At 69.9% G+C, this 20,456-nt stretch carries 20 protein-coding genes; 10 read left to right on the forward strand and 10 right to left on the reverse strand.

Annotated features, from left to right (window positions below; genetic code table 11):
* Positions 1 to 3: 3 nt before the first annotated feature.
* Both ACXVUM_RS11360 and ACXVUM_RS11365 read right to left on the reverse strand, forming a co-directional pair.
* Positions 4 to 1,257 (reverse strand): VOC family protein, encoded by a 1,254-nt coding sequence (locus tag ACXVUM_RS11360; RefSeq protein ID WP_458521890.1) that lies wholly within the window; start codon positions 1,255 to 1,257, stop codon positions 4 to 6.
* Complete coding sequence (locus ACXVUM_RS11365; protein WP_458522855.1) at positions 1,254 to 1,748, reverse strand: RNA polymerase sigma factor; 495 nt, start codon at positions 1,746 to 1,748, stop codon at positions 1,254 to 1,256. The genes ACXVUM_RS11360 and ACXVUM_RS11365 overlap by 4 nt, the downstream gene beginning before the upstream one ends.
* Positions 1,749 to 1,856: 108 nt before the next feature.
* Here ACXVUM_RS11365 and ACXVUM_RS11370 point away from each other — a divergent pair, with 108 nt between their 5' ends.
* A complete protein-coding gene (locus ACXVUM_RS11370) occupies positions 1,857 to 2,810 on the forward strand; it encodes an esterase/lipase family protein (RefSeq protein WP_458521891.1) in 954 nt (317 codons plus the stop codon).
* A 56-nt stretch (positions 2,811 to 2,866) separates the two neighbouring features.
* Positions 2,867 to 3,628: a VOC family protein gene (locus ACXVUM_RS11375; RefSeq protein ID WP_458521892.1), complete on the forward strand. Its 762-nt coding sequence runs from the start codon at positions 2,867 to 2,869 to the stop codon at positions 3,626 to 3,628.
* A gap of 6 nt (positions 3,629 to 3,634) precedes the next feature.
* Here the strand turns inward: ACXVUM_RS11375 and ACXVUM_RS11380 are convergent, their stop codons facing one another.
* Positions 3,635 to 4,582 (reverse strand): cupin domain-containing protein, encoded by a 948-nt coding sequence (locus ACXVUM_RS11380; protein ID WP_458522856.1) that lies wholly within the window; start codon positions 4,580 to 4,582, stop codon positions 3,635 to 3,637.
* Positions 4,583 to 4,652: 70 nt separating this feature from the next.
* Here ACXVUM_RS11380 and ACXVUM_RS11385 point away from each other — a divergent pair, with 70 nt between their 5' ends.
* Positions 4,653 to 5,126 carry an anthrone oxygenase family protein gene (locus ACXVUM_RS11385; protein WP_458521893.1) on the forward strand — a complete coding sequence of 158 codons (474 nt, stop codon included), beginning with the start codon at positions 4,653 to 4,655 and terminating at the stop codon, positions 5,124 to 5,126.
* Positions 5,127 to 5,142: 16 nt separating this feature from the next.
* On the opposite strand, the gene ACXVUM_RS11390 is transcribed toward ACXVUM_RS11385, so the two are convergent.
* Complete coding sequence (locus tag ACXVUM_RS11390; RefSeq protein WP_458521894.1) at positions 5,143 to 6,024, reverse strand: alpha/beta fold hydrolase; 882 nt, start codon at positions 6,022 to 6,024, stop codon at positions 5,143 to 5,145.
* A 67-nt stretch (positions 6,025 to 6,091) separates the two neighbouring features.
* On the opposite strand from ACXVUM_RS11390, the gene ACXVUM_RS11395 reads away from it, so the two are divergent.
* On the forward strand, positions 6,092 to 6,709 hold the full coding sequence (locus ACXVUM_RS11395) for a TetR/AcrR family transcriptional regulator (protein ID WP_458521895.1): 618 nt from the start codon (positions 6,092 to 6,094) through the stop codon (positions 6,707 to 6,709).
* Between the two features lie 4 nt (positions 6,710 to 6,713).
* Here ACXVUM_RS11395 and ACXVUM_RS11400 read toward each other — a convergent pair whose 3' ends face one another.
* Complete coding sequence (locus ACXVUM_RS11400) at positions 6,714 to 7,565, reverse strand: SDR family oxidoreductase (RefSeq protein WP_458521896.1); 852 nt, start codon at positions 7,563 to 7,565, stop codon at positions 6,714 to 6,716.
* 117 nt (positions 7,566 to 7,682) lie between these two features.
* Between ACXVUM_RS11400 and ACXVUM_RS11405 the strand changes: the two genes are divergently transcribed.
* Together ACXVUM_RS11405 and ACXVUM_RS11410 are read left to right on the forward strand one after the other, a co-directional pair.
* Positions 7,683 to 8,105, forward strand: a complete 423-nt coding sequence (locus ACXVUM_RS11405; protein ID WP_458521897.1) for a winged helix-turn-helix transcriptional regulator — start codon at positions 7,683 to 7,685, stop codon at positions 8,103 to 8,105.
* Positions 8,102 to 9,040 carry an SGNH/GDSL hydrolase family protein gene (locus ACXVUM_RS11410; protein WP_458521898.1) on the forward strand — a complete coding sequence of 313 codons (939 nt, stop codon included), beginning with the start codon at positions 8,102 to 8,104 and terminating at the stop codon, positions 9,038 to 9,040. The genes ACXVUM_RS11405 and ACXVUM_RS11410 overlap by 4 nt, the downstream gene beginning before the upstream one ends.
* A 49-nt stretch (positions 9,041 to 9,089) precedes the next feature.
* Here the strand turns inward: ACXVUM_RS11410 and ACXVUM_RS11415 are convergent, their stop codons facing one another.
* Positions 9,090 to 10,520 (reverse strand): acyltransferase, encoded by a 1,431-nt coding sequence (locus tag ACXVUM_RS11415; RefSeq protein WP_458521899.1) that lies wholly within the window; start codon positions 10,518 to 10,520, stop codon positions 9,090 to 9,092.
* A gap of 311 nt (positions 10,521 to 10,831) precedes the next feature.
* On the opposite strand from ACXVUM_RS11415, the gene ACXVUM_RS11420 reads away from it, so the two are divergent.
* The gene (locus tag ACXVUM_RS11420; RefSeq protein WP_458521900.1) at positions 10,832 to 13,360 is read left to right on the forward strand and encodes an ATP-dependent Clp protease ATP-binding subunit; all 2,529 of its coding nucleotides are present in this window, start codon (positions 10,832 to 10,834) and stop codon (positions 13,358 to 13,360) included.
* Positions 13,361 to 13,426: 66 nt separating this feature from the next.
* Here ACXVUM_RS11420 and ACXVUM_RS11425 read toward each other — a convergent pair whose 3' ends face one another.
* Positions 13,427 to 13,891 carry a MarR family winged helix-turn-helix transcriptional regulator gene (locus tag ACXVUM_RS11425; RefSeq protein WP_458521901.1) on the reverse strand — a complete coding sequence of 155 codons (465 nt, stop codon included), beginning with the start codon at positions 13,889 to 13,891 and terminating at the stop codon, positions 13,427 to 13,429.
* A gap of 67 nt (positions 13,892 to 13,958) precedes the next feature.
* Here ACXVUM_RS11425 and ACXVUM_RS11430 point away from each other — a divergent pair, with 67 nt between their 5' ends.
* The 3 genes from ACXVUM_RS11430 to ACXVUM_RS11440 all read left to right on the forward strand — a co-directional run bounded on the left by ACXVUM_RS11430 (position 13,959) and on the right by ACXVUM_RS11440 (position 17,323).
* The gene (locus ACXVUM_RS11430; protein ID WP_458521902.1) at positions 13,959 to 15,155 is read left to right on the forward strand and encodes an FAD-dependent monooxygenase; all 1,197 of its coding nucleotides are present in this window, start codon (positions 13,959 to 13,961) and stop codon (positions 15,153 to 15,155) included.
* Between the two features lie 69 nt (positions 15,156 to 15,224).
* Positions 15,225 to 16,226: a hypothetical protein gene (locus ACXVUM_RS11435; RefSeq protein ID WP_458521903.1), complete on the forward strand. Its 1,002-nt coding sequence runs from the start codon at positions 15,225 to 15,227 to the stop codon at positions 16,224 to 16,226.
* Positions 16,227 to 16,363: 137 nt separating this feature from the next.
* A complete protein-coding gene (locus tag ACXVUM_RS11440; RefSeq protein WP_458521904.1) occupies positions 16,364 to 17,323 on the forward strand; it encodes a ferritin-like domain-containing protein in 960 nt (319 codons plus the stop codon).
* Between the two features lie 188 nt (positions 17,324 to 17,511).
* Here the strand turns inward: ACXVUM_RS11440 and ACXVUM_RS11445 are convergent, their stop codons facing one another.
* From ACXVUM_RS11445 to ACXVUM_RS11455, 3 genes are all read right to left on the reverse strand, one after another.
* Positions 17,512 to 17,640 carry a hypothetical protein gene (locus ACXVUM_RS11445; RefSeq protein WP_458521905.1) on the reverse strand — a complete coding sequence of 43 codons (129 nt, stop codon included), beginning with the start codon at positions 17,638 to 17,640 and terminating at the stop codon, positions 17,512 to 17,514.
* A gap of 69 nt (positions 17,641 to 17,709) precedes the next feature.
* Positions 17,710 to 18,429: a Fic family protein gene (locus ACXVUM_RS11450; RefSeq protein WP_458521906.1), complete on the reverse strand. Its 720-nt coding sequence runs from the start codon at positions 18,427 to 18,429 to the stop codon at positions 17,710 to 17,712.
* Between the two features lie 75 nt (positions 18,430 to 18,504).
* The gene (locus tag ACXVUM_RS11455; protein WP_458521907.1) at positions 18,505 to 20,283 is read right to left on the reverse strand and encodes an acyl-CoA dehydrogenase; all 1,779 of its coding nucleotides are present in this window, start codon (positions 20,281 to 20,283) and stop codon (positions 18,505 to 18,507) included.
* Between the last annotated feature and the right edge of the window lie 173 nt (positions 20,284 to 20,456).

Genomic DNA, 20,456 nt, shown 5'->3' on the forward strand with positions numbered 1-20,456 from the left:
GGGTCAGTACTGGGCGAGCCAGAAGCGGAGACCCTGGTCGTCGACGCACTCCGCGGTGGTCGCGTACGGCTGCCGGGCGATCGGGTCGGTCACCCGGCCACCCGCGGCGACCACCCGCTGCACCGCGGACTCGATGTCGTCGACGGCCCACATCGCGACGGTCTCGGACGTCGTCGCGCCGCCGGCCATCCCGACCTGCGGGCGGCTGTCGACGACCTCCCACCCGTCGTCGATCCGACCGGCCGAGAACTCCCAGCCGAGCACCTGCCCGTAGAAGTCGCGGTACACCGCGCTGTCGGGGGTGTAGACGGTGAGATACGTCAGCTCGCCGTGCCCCGACGGATGCGTCTCGCCGCGCCGCTCCGACGGGTCGGGGACGGTGACCGCGAACTCCACGCCCTGGGCGTCGACGAGATCGACGGCACCGTGACGCGCGGCGGTGTTGTCGGGGACCGCCCCGCCCGCGGCCACGGTGGCCGAGCGCGCCGCGTCGAGGTCGTCGACGGCGTAGACCGCGAAGATCGTCCGACGGTCCGGTGCCCCCGAGATGCCCAATCGGTGCGACAGGTTCGTCACCTGCCCGTCCTCGACCTCCCACCCCAGCACCGACGAGTAGAACGCGGCGGCGCGTGCGGCGTCGGGGCACCACAGCGACAGGTAAACGATGTCGCCCGGCCGGACCCGATCGGCGCGGACCGCGTCGGAGGGCGACGGACCCGACAACATCCACCGATGACCGAACGGGTCGACGACGACGCCCGTGCGGGATCCGTACGCGTCGTAGGGTTCCCGCTGCACCGCGGCACCACCCGCGGCGGCTGCTGCGACGGCCTCGTCGGCGTCGTCGACGGCGAGCATCAGGCTCACCGAGACGGCACCGGGAGCGGGCGCCGCCAGCCCGAGCTCCCCGAACGCCTCGGCGAGGTACACCGCGCCGCCGCCCATCTCGAGCTCGGCGTGGCCGATCCGGCCGTCGTCCATCTCGATCGGTGTGCCGCGCAGGCGTGCGCCGAGATGCGCGACGTACCAGTCGATCGCGGCGGCCGCATCGGCGACGGCGAGGTAGGGGAGCGCACCGGGGCGCTCGACCGTGGGTGTGGCCGGCGTCGGGGGGTCGAGGGTGATGGACATGTCGACTCCTTCGGGGAGGGCGGCACCACGCAGCAGCCGCTCGCGCAGGCGCTCGGTGAACGTGGCGTCGGGGGTGACGGGCCGGTCGTCGGCGCGCAGGACGGTCAGCGGATCGTGGGTGCTCATCGCCGACCTCCTCGCGCGGTGGTGGGCTGCTTCTCGTGCGGATAGCGGGAACGGAACTCCTGCTTGGCGCGGGTGAGCAGGGACTCCGTCGCGGCGACGCTGCGCCCCAGCGCGTCCGCGCACTGCCCGACCGTGCAGTCGTCGACGTACCGCAGCGTCAACACGGCCCGGTGCAACGGGGTGCACCGCGCGAGCGTGTACTCGGCCACCAGGCGGTCGAGTTCGACGTCCCAGTCGTCGTGGCCGGCGTCGGGGGTGTCGCCGACCGGTTCGGGTGTCCGCGCCTGGCGACGCCAGTGGTCGGCCAGCTTGTGGCGCGCGACGCCGATCAACCACGCCGTCGTCGGTGTGGGCGGGTCGGGCCGACGCATCGAGTCCATCGCGGCGAGGAACGTCTCGGAGGTGACGTCCTCGGCCACGACGCGGTCACCGCAGCGGCGCACCACGTAGCCGTAGACGGCGGGGAGGGCCTCGTCGTACACAGCCAGCACCGCCTCGGGACCGGGTCCATCACTCACGACCACATCGTCGTCGCGACGCGCCGGTTTCCGTCGGTCGAATCCGGGAATCGGTCCGAGGCGGGACCGTACGCTGACGTGGTGGCACCCCTCGTCGACGCCGTGGCGGTCCGTCGCCTGATCGTTCTCGCATGCGCACTCGTGGCGGTGCTCGGTGTCGCCGCGCCGGCGTCGGCACGCACCCCGCTGCCGGTCACCTACGACTTCTTCGCCGGCGCCCGCGCGGAACTGGCGAACCCGGGCGGATCGCTGCCCGGCACCAACGACTACCGGTGTCGCCCGTCCGCAGCCCATCCCGACCCCGTGATCCTCGTCCACGGCACCGGGGGCAACCGGCAGACGAACTGGGCGACGCTCGCGCCGGCACTCGCCAACGCCGGGTACTGCGTGTTCGCACTCACCTACGGGACGCTGCCCGGTTCGCCCTACCCGATCTCCGGACTCGGCGGGCTGACGAGCATGGTCGACAGCTCGAGGCAGCTCGGCGCGTTCGTCGATCGCGTGCGCGCGGCCACCGGAGCCGCGAAGGTCGACATCGTCGGCCACTCCGAGGGGACGCTGATGCCGCAGTACTGGGTCCGGTACCGCGGCGGAGCGCCGGTGGTGGGGAAGTACGTCTCGCTCGCGCCGTACTGGAAGGGGCAGGACTCGTCCGGCTGCGACGACGCCGTCGCCGCCATCCGCGCCGTCGGTCTGCCGGCGAGTGTCTGGCCGTATCCCGAGTGCAACGAGGAGGACTACGGCTCGTCGTTCATGCGGGCGATCAACGCCGGCGGCAGTCCCTACTCACCCGGCATCGACTACACCAACGTGCTGACGCGGTACGACGGGATCGTCGAGCCGTGGACCGACGGACTCGTCCCGGGGCCGCGCACGCGCAACATCGTCGTGCAGGACACCTGCGCAGCGGACCACTCCGATCACCTGTCGCTGGTGGCGTCCCCGCGGACCGTCGCGATCGTCCTGTCCGCGCTCGACCCCGCCCACCCCGTGCCGGTGCCCTGTGTGCCCGTCGCACCCGGCATCCCCGGGTGACCGACGAGCCCTCCGGCGACCGATGAGTTCCGACGCCGGCACCGGTCTGTACCGACATGGCCACCGGAACGATCTTCAGCGCACTGCTCTCCAGCGACGACCCCACCCGTCTGCGTGACTGGTACGCCGACGTGTTCGACGCCTCCGTCGACCACGTCGGCGACAGCTCGGGCTACCAGGTGGTCGACCTCGACGGCTTCTACCTCATGATCGACTCCCGCGACGACGTCTCGGGCCGCACGCAGGAGTCGGCCCGGGTCATCCTGAACGTCGAGGTGGACGACGTGACCGCCACCGCCGAGCGGGTCGACCGACTCGGGCTGGGCTGGCACGCCGCCGTCGAGAACCGCGACGGCAACTGGTTCGGCACCGCCGTCGACCCCGACGGCAACCTCGTGCAGATCATGCGCCTGTCCGACGCGATGGAACGGGAGGCGCAGGAGTCGTCGATGACCCCGTTCAGCGGATTCGCCGTCCGTGACGTCGACGCCGCGGCCGACTTCTACACGCAGACCCTGGGTCTGCGGGCCGAGCGATCCGAGATGGGGCTCATGACACTGCATCTCGATCGGCGCACCCGTGTCATCGTCTACCCCAAGCCCGACCACGAGCCCGCCGGCTTCACCGTCCTGAATCTCCCCGTCACCGACATCGACTCCGCCGTCGACGATCTCGTCGCAAAAGGGGTGACGATGCTGCGGTACGAGGGGATGCCGTGCGACGAGAAGGGCGTCATGCGCGGCCGGTCGGCGGGGATGGGTCCGGACATCGCGTGGTTCACCGACCCGTCGGGCAACGTCCTGTCGGTGCTGCACTGAGCCGGCTCATCCGCTGCGCCTCGCCACGCGGCGGTGGGCGCCCGGACTGATGCCCCGCTCGCGCGTGAACGCCGAGCTGAGCGCGAACGCACCGCTGTACCCGACGTCGGTCGCGATCGAGTCCAGGGTGCGATCGGTGCCGACCAGCAGGTCCGCGGCAACCGACAGGCGATGTCGGGTGAGGTGGCGCATCGGGGGCTCGCCGACCGCCTCGGTGAACCGGCGGGCGAACGCGGCCCGGGACAGGCCGACCTCGCGAGCGAGGCCTGCGACGGTCCACGCGCACTCGATGTTGTTGTGCAGCAGGCGCACGGCGTGACCGATCACCGGATCGGACGGCGCGACGAGCCACCGCGGCACACCGGTGTCCGGCTGCGACAACCACGAGCGCAGGCCGGTGACGAGCAGCAGGTCGGCCAGGCGGTCGAGGATCGCGCCCTGCCCGGGTGCCTCACGTCCGAGCTCCGTCTCGAACAGCAGGCGCAGTGGGTCGTCGTCCTGCGCGACCACCGTCACGCGCGAGAGCGCCTGCGTCACGGCGTCACCCACCTCGCCGGACATCGTGTACGTCGCCAGCAGCATCACCGCGTCCCCGGATTCGACGTCGTCGGCGTTGCCCCACGTCCGGACCCCGAGCGACATGTGTCCGTCCAGGGGGACACCGCTGCGTGTGTGGCAGGCGCCCTCGGCGTCGACGACGGCGGTGATGTCGCGTCCGGTCCGGTCGGCCACGACGTACGGTTCGGGCCCGCGGATCAGCACCACGTCACCGGCAGTCGCCGTGGTGGTCGCTCCGTCGTCGAACGTCACCGCGAGGTCCCCCCGGACGACGGCGAGCAACGCCAGCGGCGCGCGGTCCTCGATCCGCAGCGCCCACGGCGAGGCCATCACGATGCGCAACACGAACGCGTCGCTCGCGCGTGGCCCGTCGAGCAGCGACCGGATCACGTCCACGAGACGATTGAACATGGTCGTGAGCGTTCAGGCCATGGATCGTCTCGATCGGACGCGGTGTGCTGGTGCCATGACCATCACCCGACCGTTCCTGCTCGTCGCCTCGGTGCTCTGCTCCGGCCTCGTCGCGGGGTTGTTCGCGGCGTTCTCCTACTCCGTCATGCCGGGATTGCACCGAGCCGACGACCGCACCTTCGTCGTGGCGATGCAGCGCATCAACGTCGCGATCCTGAACCCGGTGTTCCTGGTCCTGTTCTTCGGGGGGTCGGTGCTCGCGCTCGCCGCGTGGTGGACGCTTCGCGCGGATCGCCTCGGTCCGTGGGCGCTCGCCGCGGCGGTCCTCTACCTGATCGGTGTGATCGTCACCGTGGCGCTCAACGTCCCCCTCAACGATCGGCTCGCGTCGGCAGGACTCGACGATCCCGCCTCGGCGCGACGGGCATTCGAGTCGTCGTGGGTGGCATGGAACCTGGTGCGGACCGCGCTCCACACCGCTGCCTTCGCCGTCGTCGTCCTGGGGCTGGTCGTCACGAGGGAGGGATGACCCTCGCGACGAGCGCTCAGGGCCGGGCGCCGGTGCGCTGTGCGATCGCGACCACCGCGTCGGCGACCGCGTCCGGGGCGTCGAGCGGGACGAAGGTGCGGGCGTCGGGGACGGAGGTGAACGTCGCGTCGTCGAACACCGCCGCGAGCCGCCGCCCGAGATCGGTCGTGAAACAGCGGTCGCCGGAACCCCACACGAGGGAGACGGGTCGGCGGAAGCCCGTCAGCGACCGCGTCACCGCGTCGAGGTCGGCGGGACGGATGGCCCCGAGGAAGCGGACGAGATCCCGTCGGATCGCCGCGTCGGTCAACAACGGGTCGATCCACGACCGGGTCAGTGCGCCGTCGCGATCGGTGACGAGCAGCCCGTAGCCGAGCGGACTGTGTCGCAGCGCGGTGAGGCGCATCGTCGGGATCATCGCGCGCAGGATCGCGGGCCGGCGCAGCAGCGCGAACACCTCCCGGAAGGGGCGCGGCGGGAAGACGTCGAAGGCGTCGCAGTTGGTGAACACGACCCGTCCGACGCGGTCGGGGTGCGCCGCCAGCAGGAACTGGCAGAGCGCCCCGCCGGTGTCGTTGCCGACGAGGGTCACCTCGGAGATGTCCAGGTGCTCGAGCAGACCGGCGATCGCGGCGGCGACGGTTGTCGGGGACAGGACGGCGTCCGGATCCATCGGGACGGTGTGCGCGCCGAGCGGCAGCGTGGGGATCACGCTGCGTACTCCGCGCGTCGCGAGACGGTCCGCCACACGCGACCAGAGGCGGTCGTCGGCCAGGACGCCGTGGACGAACACCGCGGTCGGCGCATCGGTGTCGTCGGGTCCGACGACGCGGTAGGGGATCGGCCCGATGGTCGAGGCGAACTGTGACTGTGTGGAGGGGGCGTGATGCTCGGCCATGTCGGATACGCTCTCGTCGAAGGAAGTTACATACAAACAGCCTGTATGAAAGTTACATACAACCGGTATGGAAGTCAACGATCGGCCGAAGCGCCGTACTCAGTCCGAGCGGAACGCCGCGACGCGCAGCGCGTTGCTGGCCGCCGCGCGCCCCCTGTTCGGGGCGGCACCCTTCGCCGACGTCGCGACGCAGGCGATCGTCGACGCCGCAGGGGTCACACGCGGGGCGCTCTACCACCACTTCGGGGACAAGAAGGGCCTGTTCGTCGCGGTCTTCGACGAGGTGGAGGGCGAGATCACCGACGCCATCGCGCGCAGCGTGGCCGAGTCCGGTGAGACCGATCCGCTGGCCGCCATGCGCCTCGGGAGCCGTGTGTTCCTCGAGGCGTTCGTCGACCCGATCGCCCAGACGATCGTGCTCGTCGAGGCGCCGTCGGTGATGGGGTGGAAGGACTGGCGTGCCCGCGGGGAGCACTTCGGCATGGCTCTGGTGGAGGGGCTGCTGCAGGCCGCGATCGCGACGGGGGCCATCGCGGAGCAACCCACGCGGCCGCTCGCGCACGTGGCGATCGCCGCGATCGACGAGGCGGCGCTCTACGTCGCCGGCTCCGACGACCCCGACCGCGCCCGAGCCGAGATGCTGGTCGTGCTCGACCGTCTCGTCGACTCGTTCGCGGCCGGGTGATCGATCAGAGCGCTGCGCGCACCACGTCGCGGAAGGGCGTCAGCGTGCCGCCGACGAGGGTGGCGAGATCGGTCGCGTCCCCGTCGAGATCGCCGCGCGCGACGCCGGCGTCGGAGTCGGCGAGGACCTCGTTCATCGGGGCCGGGACGCCGTTGTCGGCGAGGGCTGCGGCGTAGTCGGCCCGGGGCAGATCCTGGTAGCGGACCGGTGTGCCCGACACCTCCGTGATGATCGCGGCGATGTCGTCGTAGGACAGGCTCTCGGCCCCGACGAGCTCGTACGTCCGCGCGATGCCGTCGACGAGCGCGGCGGCCGCGGCGGTCGCGTAGTCGGCTCGCGTGGCCGGTGCGACGCGGCCGTCTCCGGCGGCGCCGTAGAGCACGCCGCCGGCGAGGGTGGGTGCGAGGGCGGCGGTGTAGTTCTCCGAGTACCAGCCGTTGCGCAGCAGGATCGTGTCGATCCCCGACGACGCGAGCAACTTCTCGGTCTCGACGTGCTCGGTGGCCAGCGACAGCCGGCTCTCGGTGGCGCGCAGGATGCTCGTGTAGGCGATGAGTCGCACGCCCGCCTCGCGCGCGGCGTCGATCACCGTCGAGTGCTGGGGGACACGGCTGCCGACCTCGGACCCCGAGACCAGCAGCAACCGGTCGACGCCGTCGACGGCCGCGCGGACGGCCGCCCCGTCCGCGTAGTCGGCGACGCGGACCTCCACGCCGCGCTCACGCAGCGCGTCGGCCTTGGCGGGATCGCGCACGATCGCCACCACGTCGGTGGGTGCGACACGCCGGGCGAGAAGCGCGTCGACCGCACGCGATCCCAGCTGTCCTGTGGCCCCGGTCACGGCATATGTGGTCATGGTGTCTCCTTCGTCCGGTCTCGATCGCGATCGCGATGACACAATCAATAGCACTAACAAAACAGACAGTGCAAACACACAAGCATGCGTGCCCACCTGGTCGGCTATGCTTCCTGCGTGCACACCGACGACCTCGATCCCTCCCTGGAGGCCGATGTCTTCGCGCGTGACTGCAGTTCGCGCGACATCCTGCAGGGGTTGACGACCCGATGGGCGGTCCTCGCCGTGGCGGCACTCGCCGAGGGCGACTTCCGCTTCAACGCCCTGCGTCGACGCGTCGACGGCGTCAGCGAACGCATGCTGTCGCAGACCCTGCAGTCCCTCGAACGCGACGGGTTCGTCTCCCGCACCGTGCTGCAGACCATCCCGCCCCGCGTCGAGTACTCGCTCACCGATCTCGGTCGACAGGTCGCCGGGCCCATCACCACCCTCGTCGAGGCCGTGCAGTCCTCGGTCGGTGAGGTGGTGCGGGCCCGCGCCGACTACGACGAGACGCACACACCGCAGGCGGTCGCGGCCGGGGGATCGTCGGCGGGGTGAGGATCAGACGGAGACGACGGCGCGCGGCCGTCGCGCTGGTGATCGCCGCCACCGTGGCGGTGGTCCTCGCGATCACACTGCCCCTCCGGGGTACCCCTGCCGACGACGACGAGCCCACGACGCCCGACAGCGTCACCGTCGGGCGACACGTCGTGCACTACGTCGCACTGGGCAGTTCCTATGCCGCCGGACCGAACTCGACCGACATCGTCGACCGGCGGTGCATGCGGGGCGGCGACGACTACCCGCACCTGGTGGCCGAGGCGGAGTCGATGGACCTCACCGACGTGAGCTGCTCGGGGTCGACGATCCCGGACATCCTCCGACGGGCCCAGCCCGGGCGGACGAGCCGCCCGCAGATCGACGCGGTCACCGCGGACACCGATCTCGTCACGATCACCACCGGTGGCAACGACGTCCACTACATCCCCCGGCTCACCGACCTCAGCTGCGCGAACCGTCCGACGCGGCAGCCACACCACCCGCGGCACTGCCACCCCGAACGGCCGTCGACGGTGTCCGGTGACGGCGAGTACCGCGCGCTGGAGACCGCTCTGATCGCGGTGGTCGACGCGGTACACGCGCGGGCTCCGCGGGCTGTGGTGATGATCGTCGACTACATCCCGGTGCTCGACCCGAGGGCCACGCTCTGTGCGGGCGTCCCGCTGACCCGGGCACAGGCCGCCGAGACGGTGCAGACGTTCGACCGTCTGACCGAGGCGACCCGCGCGGCGGCGTCGCGATCGGGTGCGATCCTCGTCGACCCCGCGGCCCGGGCGGCGGGTCACACGGTCTGTTCGGCGTCGCCCTGGGTGTCCGGGTTCGTCCCGCCCGCCCCGTATCACCCGAACGCCGCGGGTCGTGCGGCGATGGCTGCACTCACCGTCGAGGCGATCAAGGCCGAGGGGGTCGTCCCGGTCTCGATCCCGAGCTGAGGTCCCGGGGCCGGCACGTCGATACCGGGCTCGGGTCTCGGAGAGGTGATCAGGCCGCGAGTGCGGGGGCCTGCGCGCGCCGGCGCCATGCGACCCATGCCGCCGACACCAGCATGAGGAGACCGGCTCCGAGCAGCGCCGTGCCCGCGTGCGGTGACGCGGTGTAGCGCAGTGTGACGCCGACGACCGCGACCACGAGTCCCACCACGGCCGATCGGGACAGGTCGTGATCGTCGATCATGCTGCGGCCGGTCGTGATCAGACTCAGCGGCGAGCGGCGCAGTGCCTCGACGATCACGATCGTCACGGCGACCGTCGCGATGTAGTCGACGATGATCACGACGGCGGAGTTCGTGTGCAGATCGCGGATGACGGTCGTCTGCACCACGTCGAGTGCGAGGGCGTGGGCGAGATAGATGCCGAAGGAGCGGTCGGCGGCGGTCCGCATGAACCGTGCGGGCACCGATCCCGGGGTGCGGCGTTCCTGCCAGAGCGTGCCGATGCAGTAGAGCATCGCGATGATCGCGACGTAGGCGAACGTGTTGTGCAGCATGAAGACGTTGGTCGCGCGGAACATCTCCTCGCCGTGGTGCACGAGGTGGAGGAAGTAGACCAGCGTCGCGGCGATCACCACGGCACCCACCGCGAGCACCTGCATCCGCCACCGGCGCGCGAAGGCCTGGAACGCCTCGAAGTGCATCGCCGCGATCGCGCCCGACAGGATGAAGAACTGGTACGGCAGCAGCGTCACCTCGAGGTGTCGCCAGACCAGGCCGACGACGCCGTGGGTGAAGATGCCGTGCTGGGGCCGGACCATCATGTACAGCAGCACCGCGTGGAACGCGAAGCTCACCGCGAGCAGGTAGCGGTGACGTCCCCAGGTGCGGCGGAGCACCCAGAGCACGACCGGGAACACCAGGTAGATCTGCATGCTCACCGACAGGAAGTACAGGTGGTACCAGGCCGTGCCGGTGATCAGGTCGTACGTCAGGCTCTTCGCGGCCAGCGCGGCGGCGTGGGCGGTGCGGACCGTGTCGGCGATGTTGGCCACGCCGCCTGCCCGATAGTGCCCGTAGAGCCAGTAGAAGAGGCTCCACACGACGAACGGCAGGCCGATGAGCTTGAAGCGGCGGCGCCAGAACGGTGCGACCTTCAGGTCACGGTGACGGTACTGGTAGGTCAGGACGAACCCGGTCAGGGCGAAGAACGAGTACCGGGTGTAGCGGAGGAACACCTCGACGCCACCGACCGCCGCCGACCCCTGCGGCGCCGCGGGGCCCATCATGACGTGGTCGAGGATGACGCCGGCGAACGTCACCAGACGGACGAGATCGATCTGGTGGAGGTGGCGGTCCTTCTTCTCGGCCTGCGGCGGCCCTGCGATCTCGGGCGTTTCGTCCGTTTCAGCAGGTGGGACCGGCGTGCTCGGGGCGGGTGTGCGCGTCGACGTGGGCGTCGTGCGCGGCCGAGGGAGGACCATCGCGAGAGGTCACGATACGTCGTCTCGCCGGCAATCCGCTGCCCGTCCTGGTCATCCGTGTGTCACCGGGCCGTTCGCTGACGGCGTACTCGGCCCGGGATGAGGGCGTTCACCTGCGCAGTTGACGGACTTGTCGGGGTTGTGCCCCGACGGAGGACGGCACAACCCGGGTGTCGCCTCATCGCGGCCACTACAGTGGGTCGCAGGGCGTCGACGCAGGTGACGTGTATCCACACGCTCCCCCGCGCTCGCGCGCCACACGGCTTCCCCCGACGTCCGCGTCGGGAGCCATCACGTCGTAAGGGAGAACAATGTTCGAACGGTTCACCGACCGCGCTCGCCGGGTTGTCGTCCTCGCCCAAGAAGAGGCGCGGATGCTCAACCACAACTACATCGGTACCGAGCACATCCTCCTGGGTCTCATCCACGAGGGCGAGGGCGTCGCGGCCAAGTCGCTCGAGTCGCTCGGCATCTCGCTCGAGGGTGTCCGCAGCCAGGTCGAGGAGATCATCGGCCAGGGGCAGCAGGCGCCGTCGGGTCACATCCCGTTCACGCCGCGCGCCAAGAAGGTCCTCGAGCTGTCGCTGCGTGAGGCGCTGCAGCTCGGCCACAACTACATCGGCACCGAGCACATCCTGCTCGGCCTCATCCGTGAGGGCGAGGGTGTCGCCGCCCAGGTCCTGGTGAAGCTCGGCGCCGACCTCAACCGGGTCCGCCAGCAGGTCATCCAGCTCCTCTCCGGCTATCAGGGCAAGGAGCCGCAGGAGGCGGGGACCGGCGGTCGCAGCAGCGAGTCGGGCACACCCTCCACCTCGCTCGTCCTCGACCAGTTCGGCCGCAACCTCACCGCGGCCGCCGCCGACGCCAAGCTCGACCCGGTCATCGGGCGCGAGAAGGAGATCGAGCGGGTCATGCAGGTGCTGAGCCGCCGCACGAAGAACAACCCGGTGCTCATCGGCGAGCCGGGCGTGGGCAAGACCGCCGTCGTCGAGGGCCTCGCGCAGGCCATCGTCAACGGCAACGTGCCCGAGACGCTCAAGGACAAGCAGCTCTACACCCTGGATCTGGGTTCGCTGGTCGCCGGCAGCCGCTACCGCGGTGACTTCGAGGAGCGCCTGAAGAAGGTCCTCAAGGAGATCAACACCCGCGGCGACATCATCCTGTTCATCGACGAGCTGCACACGCTCGTCGGCGCGGGTGCCGCCGAGGGTGCGATCGACGCGGCGTCGATCCTCAAGCCGAAGCTGGCCCGCGGTGAGCTGCAGACCATCGGTGCGACCACGCTCGACGAGTACCGCAAGTACATCGAGAAGGACGCGGCGCTCGAGCGTCGTTTCCAGCCGGTGCAGGTCGGCGAGCCGTCGGTGGAGCACACCATCGAGATCCTCAAGGGTCTGCGCGACCGGTACGAGTCGCACCACCGCGTCTCGATCACCGACGGTGCGCTGGTGGCCGCGGCCTCGCTGGCCGACCGCTACATCAACGACCGCTTCCTCCCGGACAAGGCGATCGACCTCATCGACGAGGCGGGCGCGCGCATGCGCATCCGTCGGATGACGGCGCCGCCGGACCTGCGCGAGTTCGACGAGAAGATCGCCGGCGCGCGCAAGGAGAAGGAGTCCGCGATCGACGCGCAGGACTTCGAGAAGGCAGCCAACCTCCGTGACAAGGAGAAGCAGCTCGTCGCCGAGCGCGCCGAGCGGGAGAAGCAGTGGCGCTCCGGCGACATGGACGTCGTGGCCGAGGTCGACGACGAGCAGATCGCCGAGGTCCTGGGCAACTGGACCGGCATCCCCGTGTTCAAGCTCACCGAGGAGGAGACCACCCGTCTGCTCCGCATGGAGGACGAGCTGCACAAGCGGATCATCGGCCAGGTCGAGGCGGTCAAGGCCGTCTCCAAGGCGATCCGTCGTACCCGCGCCGGTCTGAAGGACCCGAAGCGTCCGTCGGGCTCGTTCATCTTCGCCGGCCCGTCCGGTGTCGGTAAGACCGAGCTGTCGAAGGCGTTGGCGAACTTCCTGTTCGGCGAGGACGACGCACTCATCCAGATCGACATGGGTGAGTTCCACGACCGCTTCACCGCCTCGCGGCTGTTCGGTGCCCCTCCCGGGTACGTCGGCTACGAGGAGGGTGGCCAGCTCACCGAGAAGGTGCGGCGCAAGCCGTTCTCGGTGGTGCTGTTCGACGAGATCGAGAAGGCGCACTCGGAGATCTACAACACCCTGTTGCAGGTTCTCGAGGACGGTCGACTCACCGACGGTCAGGGCCGCACGGTCGACTTCAAGAACACCGTCCTGATCTTCACGTCGAACCTCGGTACCTCGGACATCTCGAAGGCCGTGGGTCTGGGCTTCTCCTCCGGCGACGGGACCGGCTCGAACTACGAGCGGATGAAGCAGAAGGTCAACGACGAGCTGAAGAAGCACTTCCGGCCCGAGTTCCTCAACCGCATCGACGACATCGTCGTCTTCCACCAGCTCACCAAGGACGAGATCATCGCCATGGTCGATCTCATGCTGAACCGGGTGGAGACCGCGCTGAAGAACAAGGACATGGCCCTCGAGGTCACCGACAAGGCGAAGAGCCTGCTCGCCAAGCGCGGCTTCGACCCCGTGCTGGGTGCCCGGCCGCTGCGTCGCACGATCCAGCGCGAGATCGAGGACCAGATGTCGGAGAAGATCCTCTTCAACGAGCTGACCCCCGGTCAGATCGTCCTGGTCGACGTCGAGAACTGGGACGGCGAGGGCGACGGCGACGGTGCGAACTTCACCTTCACGGGGGAGAAGAAGCCCGTCGAGCTGCCCGAGTCGCCGGTCGAGCTGACCAAGGCCGCCGAGTGACGGACTGATCGACAACGCCGAAGGGGCGCACCCGTCGAAGGGTGCGTCCCTTCGGCGTATCCGGGGTCAGTCCGCGTCGGCGACCCGATCGCGGTGGGTCTCGGTGAGCGTCGTCATGCGTTCCAGCAGGTCCGTCAGCGCGTCGAGTTGGGCGACGGAGTGCCCGTCGAACAGTCGCTGTCCGTCGGACACCATGGGGCCGTAGGCCTCCCAGACGCGGGCGCGTCCCTCCTCGGTCAGTTCGACGAGGACGCGCCGACGGTCGTCGGGTGACGGGGTGCGACGCACGAGTCCCTTGGCCTCGAGGCGATCGATGAGGGCGGTGGTGGCCGCCGGTCGCAGTCCGGTCGCGGTGGCGAGTTCCTTCGCCGTCAGGGGCCCCTCCGACAGCCAGTCCAGGCAGCGCTGGTCGGCCGGCCCCACCCCCAGTCGTCGGCCGACGGCGTCGTCGAACGCCTGCACGCTCCGCTGGTACCGCTGCATCGCCGTGCCCACGTCGGCGATCGCCTGTTGACGGGAACGCCCGGCCATGCTTTCCTTTCGATTATCGAATCATTCGAAATTCGAATCGTACGACTCTCGTAGAAGGGATTGTGGCATGCGCGCACTCGTGGTGGGGGGAGGCATCGGTGGTCCCGTGCTCGCCGCGGCTCTGCGGCGCGGTGGTGCCGAGGTGACCGTCCTCGAGCGGATCGCACCGGATCGTCGGGGCGGGGGTTCGTGGTTCACCGTGACCCCCAACGGGTTGTCCGCGCTCGCCGCTGTGGACGCGCTCGACCCCGTCCGAGCTCTGGGCACGCCCACCCTCGGCAATCTGGTCCTCGGTGCCACGGGACGCCGTTTGGGTGTGATCGGACTCGGGTCGCCGCTGTCCGACGGGACGACGGCACTGTCCTTCCGACGGCCCCAACTGGCCGGCGCCCTGCTCGACATCGCGCGGGACCGGGGTGTCGAGGTGATCGAGGGCGTTCGCGTGACCTCCGCGTCGTCCGATCCCGACCGGGCGTCGGTCGTCCTCGACGACGGGACGACCCTGTCCGCGGACGTCGTGATCGGCGCCGACGGCATCCACTCGGTGGTGCGGCGGGCGATCGACCCGACCGCACCGGCCGGCCGATACCTCGGCCTGGTCAACTTCGGCGGGATCACGCAGGAGGGCACCGGTCACGATCTGGCGCCGGGTGTGTGGACCTTCGTGTTCGGTCGGCGCGCGTTCTTCGGCGCGCTGCCGCTGCCCGACGGCCGGGTCGTCTGGTTCGTCAACGAACCCCGCGCCGCCGTCTCCGACGCGGAACGGGCGGCCACGTCGCCCGCGCAGTGGCTCGCCCATCTCGCCGATCTCGCGACCGCGGACATCAGCCCCTTCGCCGACCTGATCGCGGCAGGGCGTCTCGACCTCGCCGGCGACAACACCCACGACCTGCCGTCCGTGCCGCGCTGGTACCGCGACCGCCTCGGGATCATCGGAGACGCGATCCACGCACCGGCACCGAGTTCCGGTCAGGGCGCGTCGATGGCCCTCGAGGATGCGGTGATCCTGGGCGCGACACTCCTTAGCCACGACGACCCCCGGTCTGCGTTCGCGGCGTTCGAGTCGGCGCGTCGTCGACGGGTCGAGAAGATCGTCGCTCTCGGCGCACGCTCGTCGGCGTCGAAGACACCCGGGTCGGCGCAGCGGGTGATCTCGGAGGCGATCATGCGGTTGGTGTTCCGATACGTCGTCACCGACAGGTCGCAGGCGTGGATCACCGACCATCGCGTGGTGTTCGACCCGTCGACGCCGACCCTGCGGTGAGGGCCTCCCGGTCGTACGTCTGAACGGCCACTGGTAGTTTCCTGCCCGACACCGAGCAGGGAGACGACGATGGGATCGCCACCGCAGGGACCGCCGCAGGGATGGGGACCGCCGCCACAGGGTCCGCCACCGGGATGGGGTCCGCCTCCCGGGCCGCCGCAGGGCCCGCCGCCCGGGTGGGGCCCGCCCCCGCAGGGTCCGCCGCCGGGCTGGGGGCCGCCTCCGTGGGGCGCCGACGGTTCCGGCCCGCCCCCGAGCGGTGGCAGGGGAAGCGGGAAGGCCATCGCGGTCATCGTGGGCGTGGTGGTGGCGCTCGTGGCGGTCGTGGTCGTCCTCGGGGTGGTCGTCCTGAGGAACTCCGGCGACGACGGCAGCCCGATCGCCGCGGGGGCGTCGACGTCGTCCGAGGCATCGACGGACAACGGACCGGCGTCGTCCCAGCCACCGTCGTCCCAGCCACCGTCGTCTGCGGGCGCCGCCGCATGCCCGCCCGCCACGCGCTCGTCGACCACGCCGGCCGGGTGGAAGACGGTCGCAGGCAAGCGCGGGCTGGCCTACGACGTGCCACCGTCGTGGGACGTCCTGAGCTGCAGTTCCCTCGTCGGCTGGGAGCGCAAGTGCGACGACGGGCCGTTCGGTTACTGCCCGATCCGCACGATGAGCGGGGCCGCCTCGCTCGAGTCCGCGCGGTGCCCGGACAGTTCGCTCGCCGTCGCGGGACTGCCCGGCGCGGCCAGCACCACGAACATCGACATCGCCGTCCGCGACGAGTCGGCGTTGGTGAAGGACATCTACACCTCGGATTCGGGGCAGGTGCCGTCGGTGTCGTTGTCACCTCCGCGGCGGTTCACCGTCGGCGGGGCGCCTGCCGTGCAGGTCGTCGCGGCCGTGACCGGGATCGAGCCGTCGGCGTGTCAGGGGACCAGCGCGCTGCACAGCATGGTCGCGACGACCGTCCCCGGGCAGCCGGGATCGGTGCTGTTCGTGATCTCGCTGCCGCAGGGTGTGCCGGGCGCCGTCGCCCCCGCGGATGCCGATCGGATGGTGGACAGCCTGCGCCGTGCCCGCTGAGCGCCCGTGGGTCGCATGAGGAACGTGGGGCGAGGAGATCGTGAGCTGAGACACCATGGGCGCCGTATCGGACGCGCGAGCTGGGCCTGCGGTGTTGTGCGGGATGACCCGACAATCGATTCCAGGAGGCTCGACCCATGGCTGTATCGACGACGCCGGTCCGTACCCAGCTCAGCGCGCTCCTCACGCTGACCCACACCGAGATCCAGATCGCGCAGACACGCGTGACGCAGGCCCGCACCGAGGCGGTCGCCCGTGAGCTGACGCAGAACGCCGCGAACGGCCGCACTCGTGCGGTCGCCATCGAGGAGGCACTGCGCGAGCTCGACGGACTCCCCGAGATCATCCGACCACTGGTCGGCCGCGGCATCGCGGCCGGCAAGACGATCCTCGAGCAGGCGCAGCCGCTCGACGAGGCACTGCTCGGCGACCTGCAGCTCGAGTACCAGTTGCTCGGGCGAGCCCGGTACCTCAAGGCGCTGGCGACGGCGCACGACCTCGACGCGATCGTGGACCTGGCCGACACCCTGATCAGCGCCCACACCGCGACCGTCAACTGGCTCACCACCGTCCTCGCCGAGGAGGCGATCGGTGGCCCGGCCGCGCTGCGGCGTACCCCGGTGCAGTGGGCGAGCGGCCTCGTCGCCACCGCGGTGACGCTCCCGGGCACGGTCGTCGCACGTGGCGCCGACCGCGTCATCGACGGTGTCGTCCGCATCCCGCAGAGGATCGGCGGCCTGCGGTCCGCGGCGAAGGGGACCACCGAGAACGTCGCCGTCACCGTGACGGCCGGCCGTGACGCTGCGCTCGAGGCCGCCGAGGACGCTGCCCGCGACACCGGTGCGACCGTCCTCGCCGACACCATCCACTCCGCCCGCGCCGCCACCGGCACGGTCGGTGCGGAGGACCTGCCGATCGCCGACTACGACGACCTCACCGTCACGGCGGCCGTCGCGGCGATCAAGGATCTGGAGAAGGCGTCCGACATCCGTCTCGTCGTGGACTACGAGGAGGCGCACAAGAATCGCCAAGGCGTCGTCTCGGCGGCTCAGACGCAGCTCGCCGCGATCGCCAAGGACGTCGTGGGTGTCGAGTGACATCGACACACCGTGACGGCGGGGGATGAGACCCCGCACGAGTGGTCATCCCGAAGGGACGCAACCGAACGGTTGCGTCCCTTCGCCCATCCGAGGGGCGCAGATGACCCTCGTGGTCGGACGATCGCCACTGCGGTCATCACGCCTGAAGACGAGTTTGCGAAAGCCATCTCGCAGACCGACTCGCGTCAGTACTCCAGCGCCGCCAACACCGAATCGCACTGGAAGATGCGGTCGTAGCGGCCCTTGGATCGTTGCCGCAGGATCCCCAGGTCGACCAGCTTCGCAATCGCCGTGTTCGCGGCCTGGTAGGACACCGAGTAGAGCGTGCTGGCGACCGAGGCGGTGATCCTCGGATACCCGACGAGGTCGTCTGCGATCTTGAGCTATACGCCCTTCGAGCCGGCCAGGGTCATCTGGAAGCTCTCGCGTAGTGCGAGGAGCTTGTCCACGCGAGCGATCACCTCGAGCGACTCGGTATGAATGGCCGTGGCCATGAGGCACACCCAGTCATCCCACTCACCTGTCTGCGAGACGTGGAGAAGGCCCTCCTGGTACTCCGACCTGTCCTGTTCGAGCCATGGGGAGATGCCCAGAACGGGGTACTCGAGGTCACCTGCCTCCATGAGCTGAAGTGCGGCCACAAGCCTTCCGAGACGGCCGTTTCCGTCATGGAACGGGTGCAGTGTCTCGAACTGGTAGTGGGCGGCGGCCACGCGGATGAGCGTCGGCAACGCGACGCTCTCGCGGACCCACTGCTCCCACGCCCGCAGACCTTCGGTGAGGCGGTGATCCGCGGGGGGAGGGATGAAGCGAGCAGATGACACACGACGGTTCCCGACCCCGATGAACACCTGGGTCGTCCTCACGCTGCCGGTCAGGGAGCCGTCGCTGGGTGTCCCGCGCAGCAGCTCTCCCTGGAGGTCCTCGAGCAACCTCACTGTGATCGGGTGCCCCTGACCCAGCAGTTCGTAGGCGCGCTCCGCGGCTGTGACGTAGTTGCGCACCTCGCCCACAGACGCTTCGAGTTCGTCACGTTCGAGGAAGTCTGCCTCGAACACGTCAGACAATGCTGCATAGGTCCCCTCGAGAGCGGACGTGCTCACGGCTGGGATTTCACGGTTACGTCGGACCGACGTGACCCAGGAGCAGGATCCACGCCTCCTCGAATCGAGCGACGGTCAGAGCCAGGCCGGTTCCAGGTCGAGGGTGGTGCGGTCGAGCGAGGCGAGCAGGTCGAACTGGGGCCCGGTCTTCGGCAGCTCGTAGCGGAAGAAGTAGCGGGCCGCGGCGCGTTTGCCGTCGTAGAAGTCGCCCTGCTTCGCGCCGACGGCCAGCAACTGTTCCAACCAGATCCAGCTGACCACGACGTGACCGGTCGCCTCGAGGTAGACCGTCGCGTTGGCCAGGGAGACGGCGACGTCACCGGCCGACCACACCGCGACCGTCACCTCGGCCAGGCGGTCGACCGCCGCGCGCAGAGCCGCACCGAACTCCGCGGCCTCACCACCGGCTGCCTCCGCGCGGTCGGCGGTCGCGGTGATGGTGGACACCAGGAGCTGTAATCCCTTGCCGCCGTTCATGACGACCTTCCGACCGAGCAGGTCGAGACCGTGGATCCCGTGTGCGCCCTCGTGGATCGGGTTGAGGCGGTTGTCGCGGTAGCACTGCTCGACGTCGTAGTCGCGGGTGTAGCCGTACCCGCCGTGCACCTGGATCGCGAGGCTGTTGGCCTCCAGACACCACTGCGACGGCCAGCTCTTCACGATCGGCGTCAACACGTCGAGCAGCAGATGCGCGTCGTCGCGGGCCTCTCCGGTGGTGGTCTGCTCCTCGTCGACGAGAGTGCTGGCGTAGAGCCCCAGCGCGAGCGCGCCCTCGACATAGGCCTTCTGCGCCACCAGCATCCGACGCACGTCCGGGTGCTCGATGATGGGGACCGGCGGCGAGCTCGGATCCTTGTTGTCCAGCGGACGCCCCTGGGTGCGCGTCTTCGCGTACTCCAGCGACGCCAGGTAGCCCGCGTAACCGATCGAGGTGGCGAGGAACCCGACGCCGATCCGCGCCTCGTTCATCATGTGGAACATGTACGTCAGCCCGAGGTGCTCCTCGCCGACGAGGTAGGCCACGGCACCCTTCTCCGGTGCGGGGGAATGGGTTCCGTCGCCGAAGTTCAGCAGGCAGTTGGTGGTGCCGCGGTTGCCCATCTTGTGGTTGAGCCCCACCAGTGCGATGTCGTTGCGGGTGCCGTCGGCGAGGTACTTCGGCGCGATGAACAGCGAGATGCCCTTCACCCCGGCAGGCGCGCCCGGCGTCTTCGCGAGGACCAGGTGCACGATGTTCTCGCTCAGCTCGTGGTCGCCGGCGGAGATCCACATCTTGGTGCCGGACAGGCGCCAGCTGCCGTCGTCGGCGGGGGTGGCCTTGGTGGTGATGTCGGCCAGGGTCGAGCCGGCCTGCGGCTCCGACAGGCACATCGTCCCGAAGAAGCGTCCCTCCACCATCGGCGTCACCCACGTCTCGATCTGTTCGGGGGTGCCGTACTCGGTCAGCAGGTTCGCGTTGCCGATCGTCAGGAACGGATACGACGACGACGACGGGTTGGCGGCCTGGAACCAGGCGAGCGACGCCCGTCCGACCACGGTCGGCAACTGCATCCCGCCGAGCGCCTCGTCGAACGAGCCGGCCATGAGCCCGGACTTGCGGAACGCGGCGAGCGCCTCGTCCACCTCGTCGATCATGACCACCCGGCCGTCCTCGCCGACGTGGGGTTCGTTCTGGTCGGCCTTCTTGTTGTGCGGCGCGAACAGCTGCACCGCCATGTCGGCGCTGAGCGCGAGCACGTCGTCGAAGGTCTCCTTGGAGTGGTCGGCGAACCGTTCACGATCGGTCAGCGCAACGACGTCGAGCCATTCGTAGAGCAGGAAGTCGAGGTCACGACGGGACAGCGGCTCGGCCATGGTTCTCCAATTCTCGAACGACTCCCGCCATGATGCGCGCGGCGGCGCGACCGGGCACGTCCGGGTCAGGGCTACACCCCGCCCACCACGACCACGGCGACGACGAGCAGTGCGATCTGCGCGACGCATCCCGACGAGGGGCGCCCAGAACGCCGTGCGCCGGCGGGGCGTCG

Source organism: Williamsia sp. SKLECPSW1, from assembly GCF_054332755.1.

What these genes read in the sequence shown, in the direction of transcription:
- ACXVUM_RS11360 (WP_458521890.1), bottom strand. Translation starts at nt 1,257, where the DNA reads ATGAGCACCCACGATCCGCTGACCGTCCTGCGCGCCGACGACCGGCCC.
- ACXVUM_RS11375 (WP_458521892.1), top strand. Translation starts at nt 2,867, where the DNA reads ATGGCCACCGGAACGATCTTCAGCGCACTGCTCTCCAGCGACGACCCC.
- ACXVUM_RS11385 (WP_458521893.1), top strand. Translation starts at nt 4,653, where the DNA reads ATGACCATCACCCGACCGTTCCTGCTCGTCGCCTCGGTGCTCTGCTCC.
- ACXVUM_RS11390 (WP_458521894.1), bottom strand. Translation starts at nt 6,024, where the DNA reads ATGGCCGAGCATCACGCCCCCTCCACACAGTCACAGTTCGCCTCGACC.
- ACXVUM_RS11395 (WP_458521895.1), top strand. Translation starts at nt 6,092, where the DNA reads ATGGAAGTCAACGATCGGCCGAAGCGCCGTACTCAGTCCGAGCGGAAC.
- ACXVUM_RS11400 (WP_458521896.1), bottom strand. Translation starts at nt 7,565, where the DNA reads ATGACCACATATGCCGTGACCGGGGCCACAGGACAGCTGGGATCGCGT.
- ACXVUM_RS11415 (WP_458521899.1), bottom strand. Translation starts at nt 10,520, where the DNA reads ATGGTCCTCCCTCGGCCGCGCACGACGCCCACGTCGACGCGCACACCC.
- ACXVUM_RS11420 (WP_458521900.1), top strand. Translation starts at nt 10,832, where the DNA reads ATGTTCGAACGGTTCACCGACCGCGCTCGCCGGGTTGTCGTCCTCGCC.
- ACXVUM_RS11425 (WP_458521901.1), bottom strand. Translation starts at nt 13,891, where the DNA reads ATGGCCGGGCGTTCCCGTCAACAGGCGATCGCCGACGTGGGCACGGCG.
- ACXVUM_RS11430 (WP_458521902.1), top strand. Translation starts at nt 13,959, where the DNA reads ATGCGCGCACTCGTGGTGGGGGGAGGCATCGGTGGTCCCGTGCTCGCC.
- ACXVUM_RS11435 (WP_458521903.1), top strand. Translation starts at nt 15,225, where the DNA reads ATGGGATCGCCACCGCAGGGACCGCCGCAGGGATGGGGACCGCCGCCA.
- ACXVUM_RS11440 (WP_458521904.1), top strand. Translation starts at nt 16,364, where the DNA reads ATGGCTGTATCGACGACGCCGGTCCGTACCCAGCTCAGCGCGCTCCTC.
- ACXVUM_RS11455 (WP_458521907.1), bottom strand. Translation starts at nt 20,283, where the DNA reads ATGGCCGAGCCGCTGTCCCGTCGTGACCTCGACTTCCTGCTCTACGAA.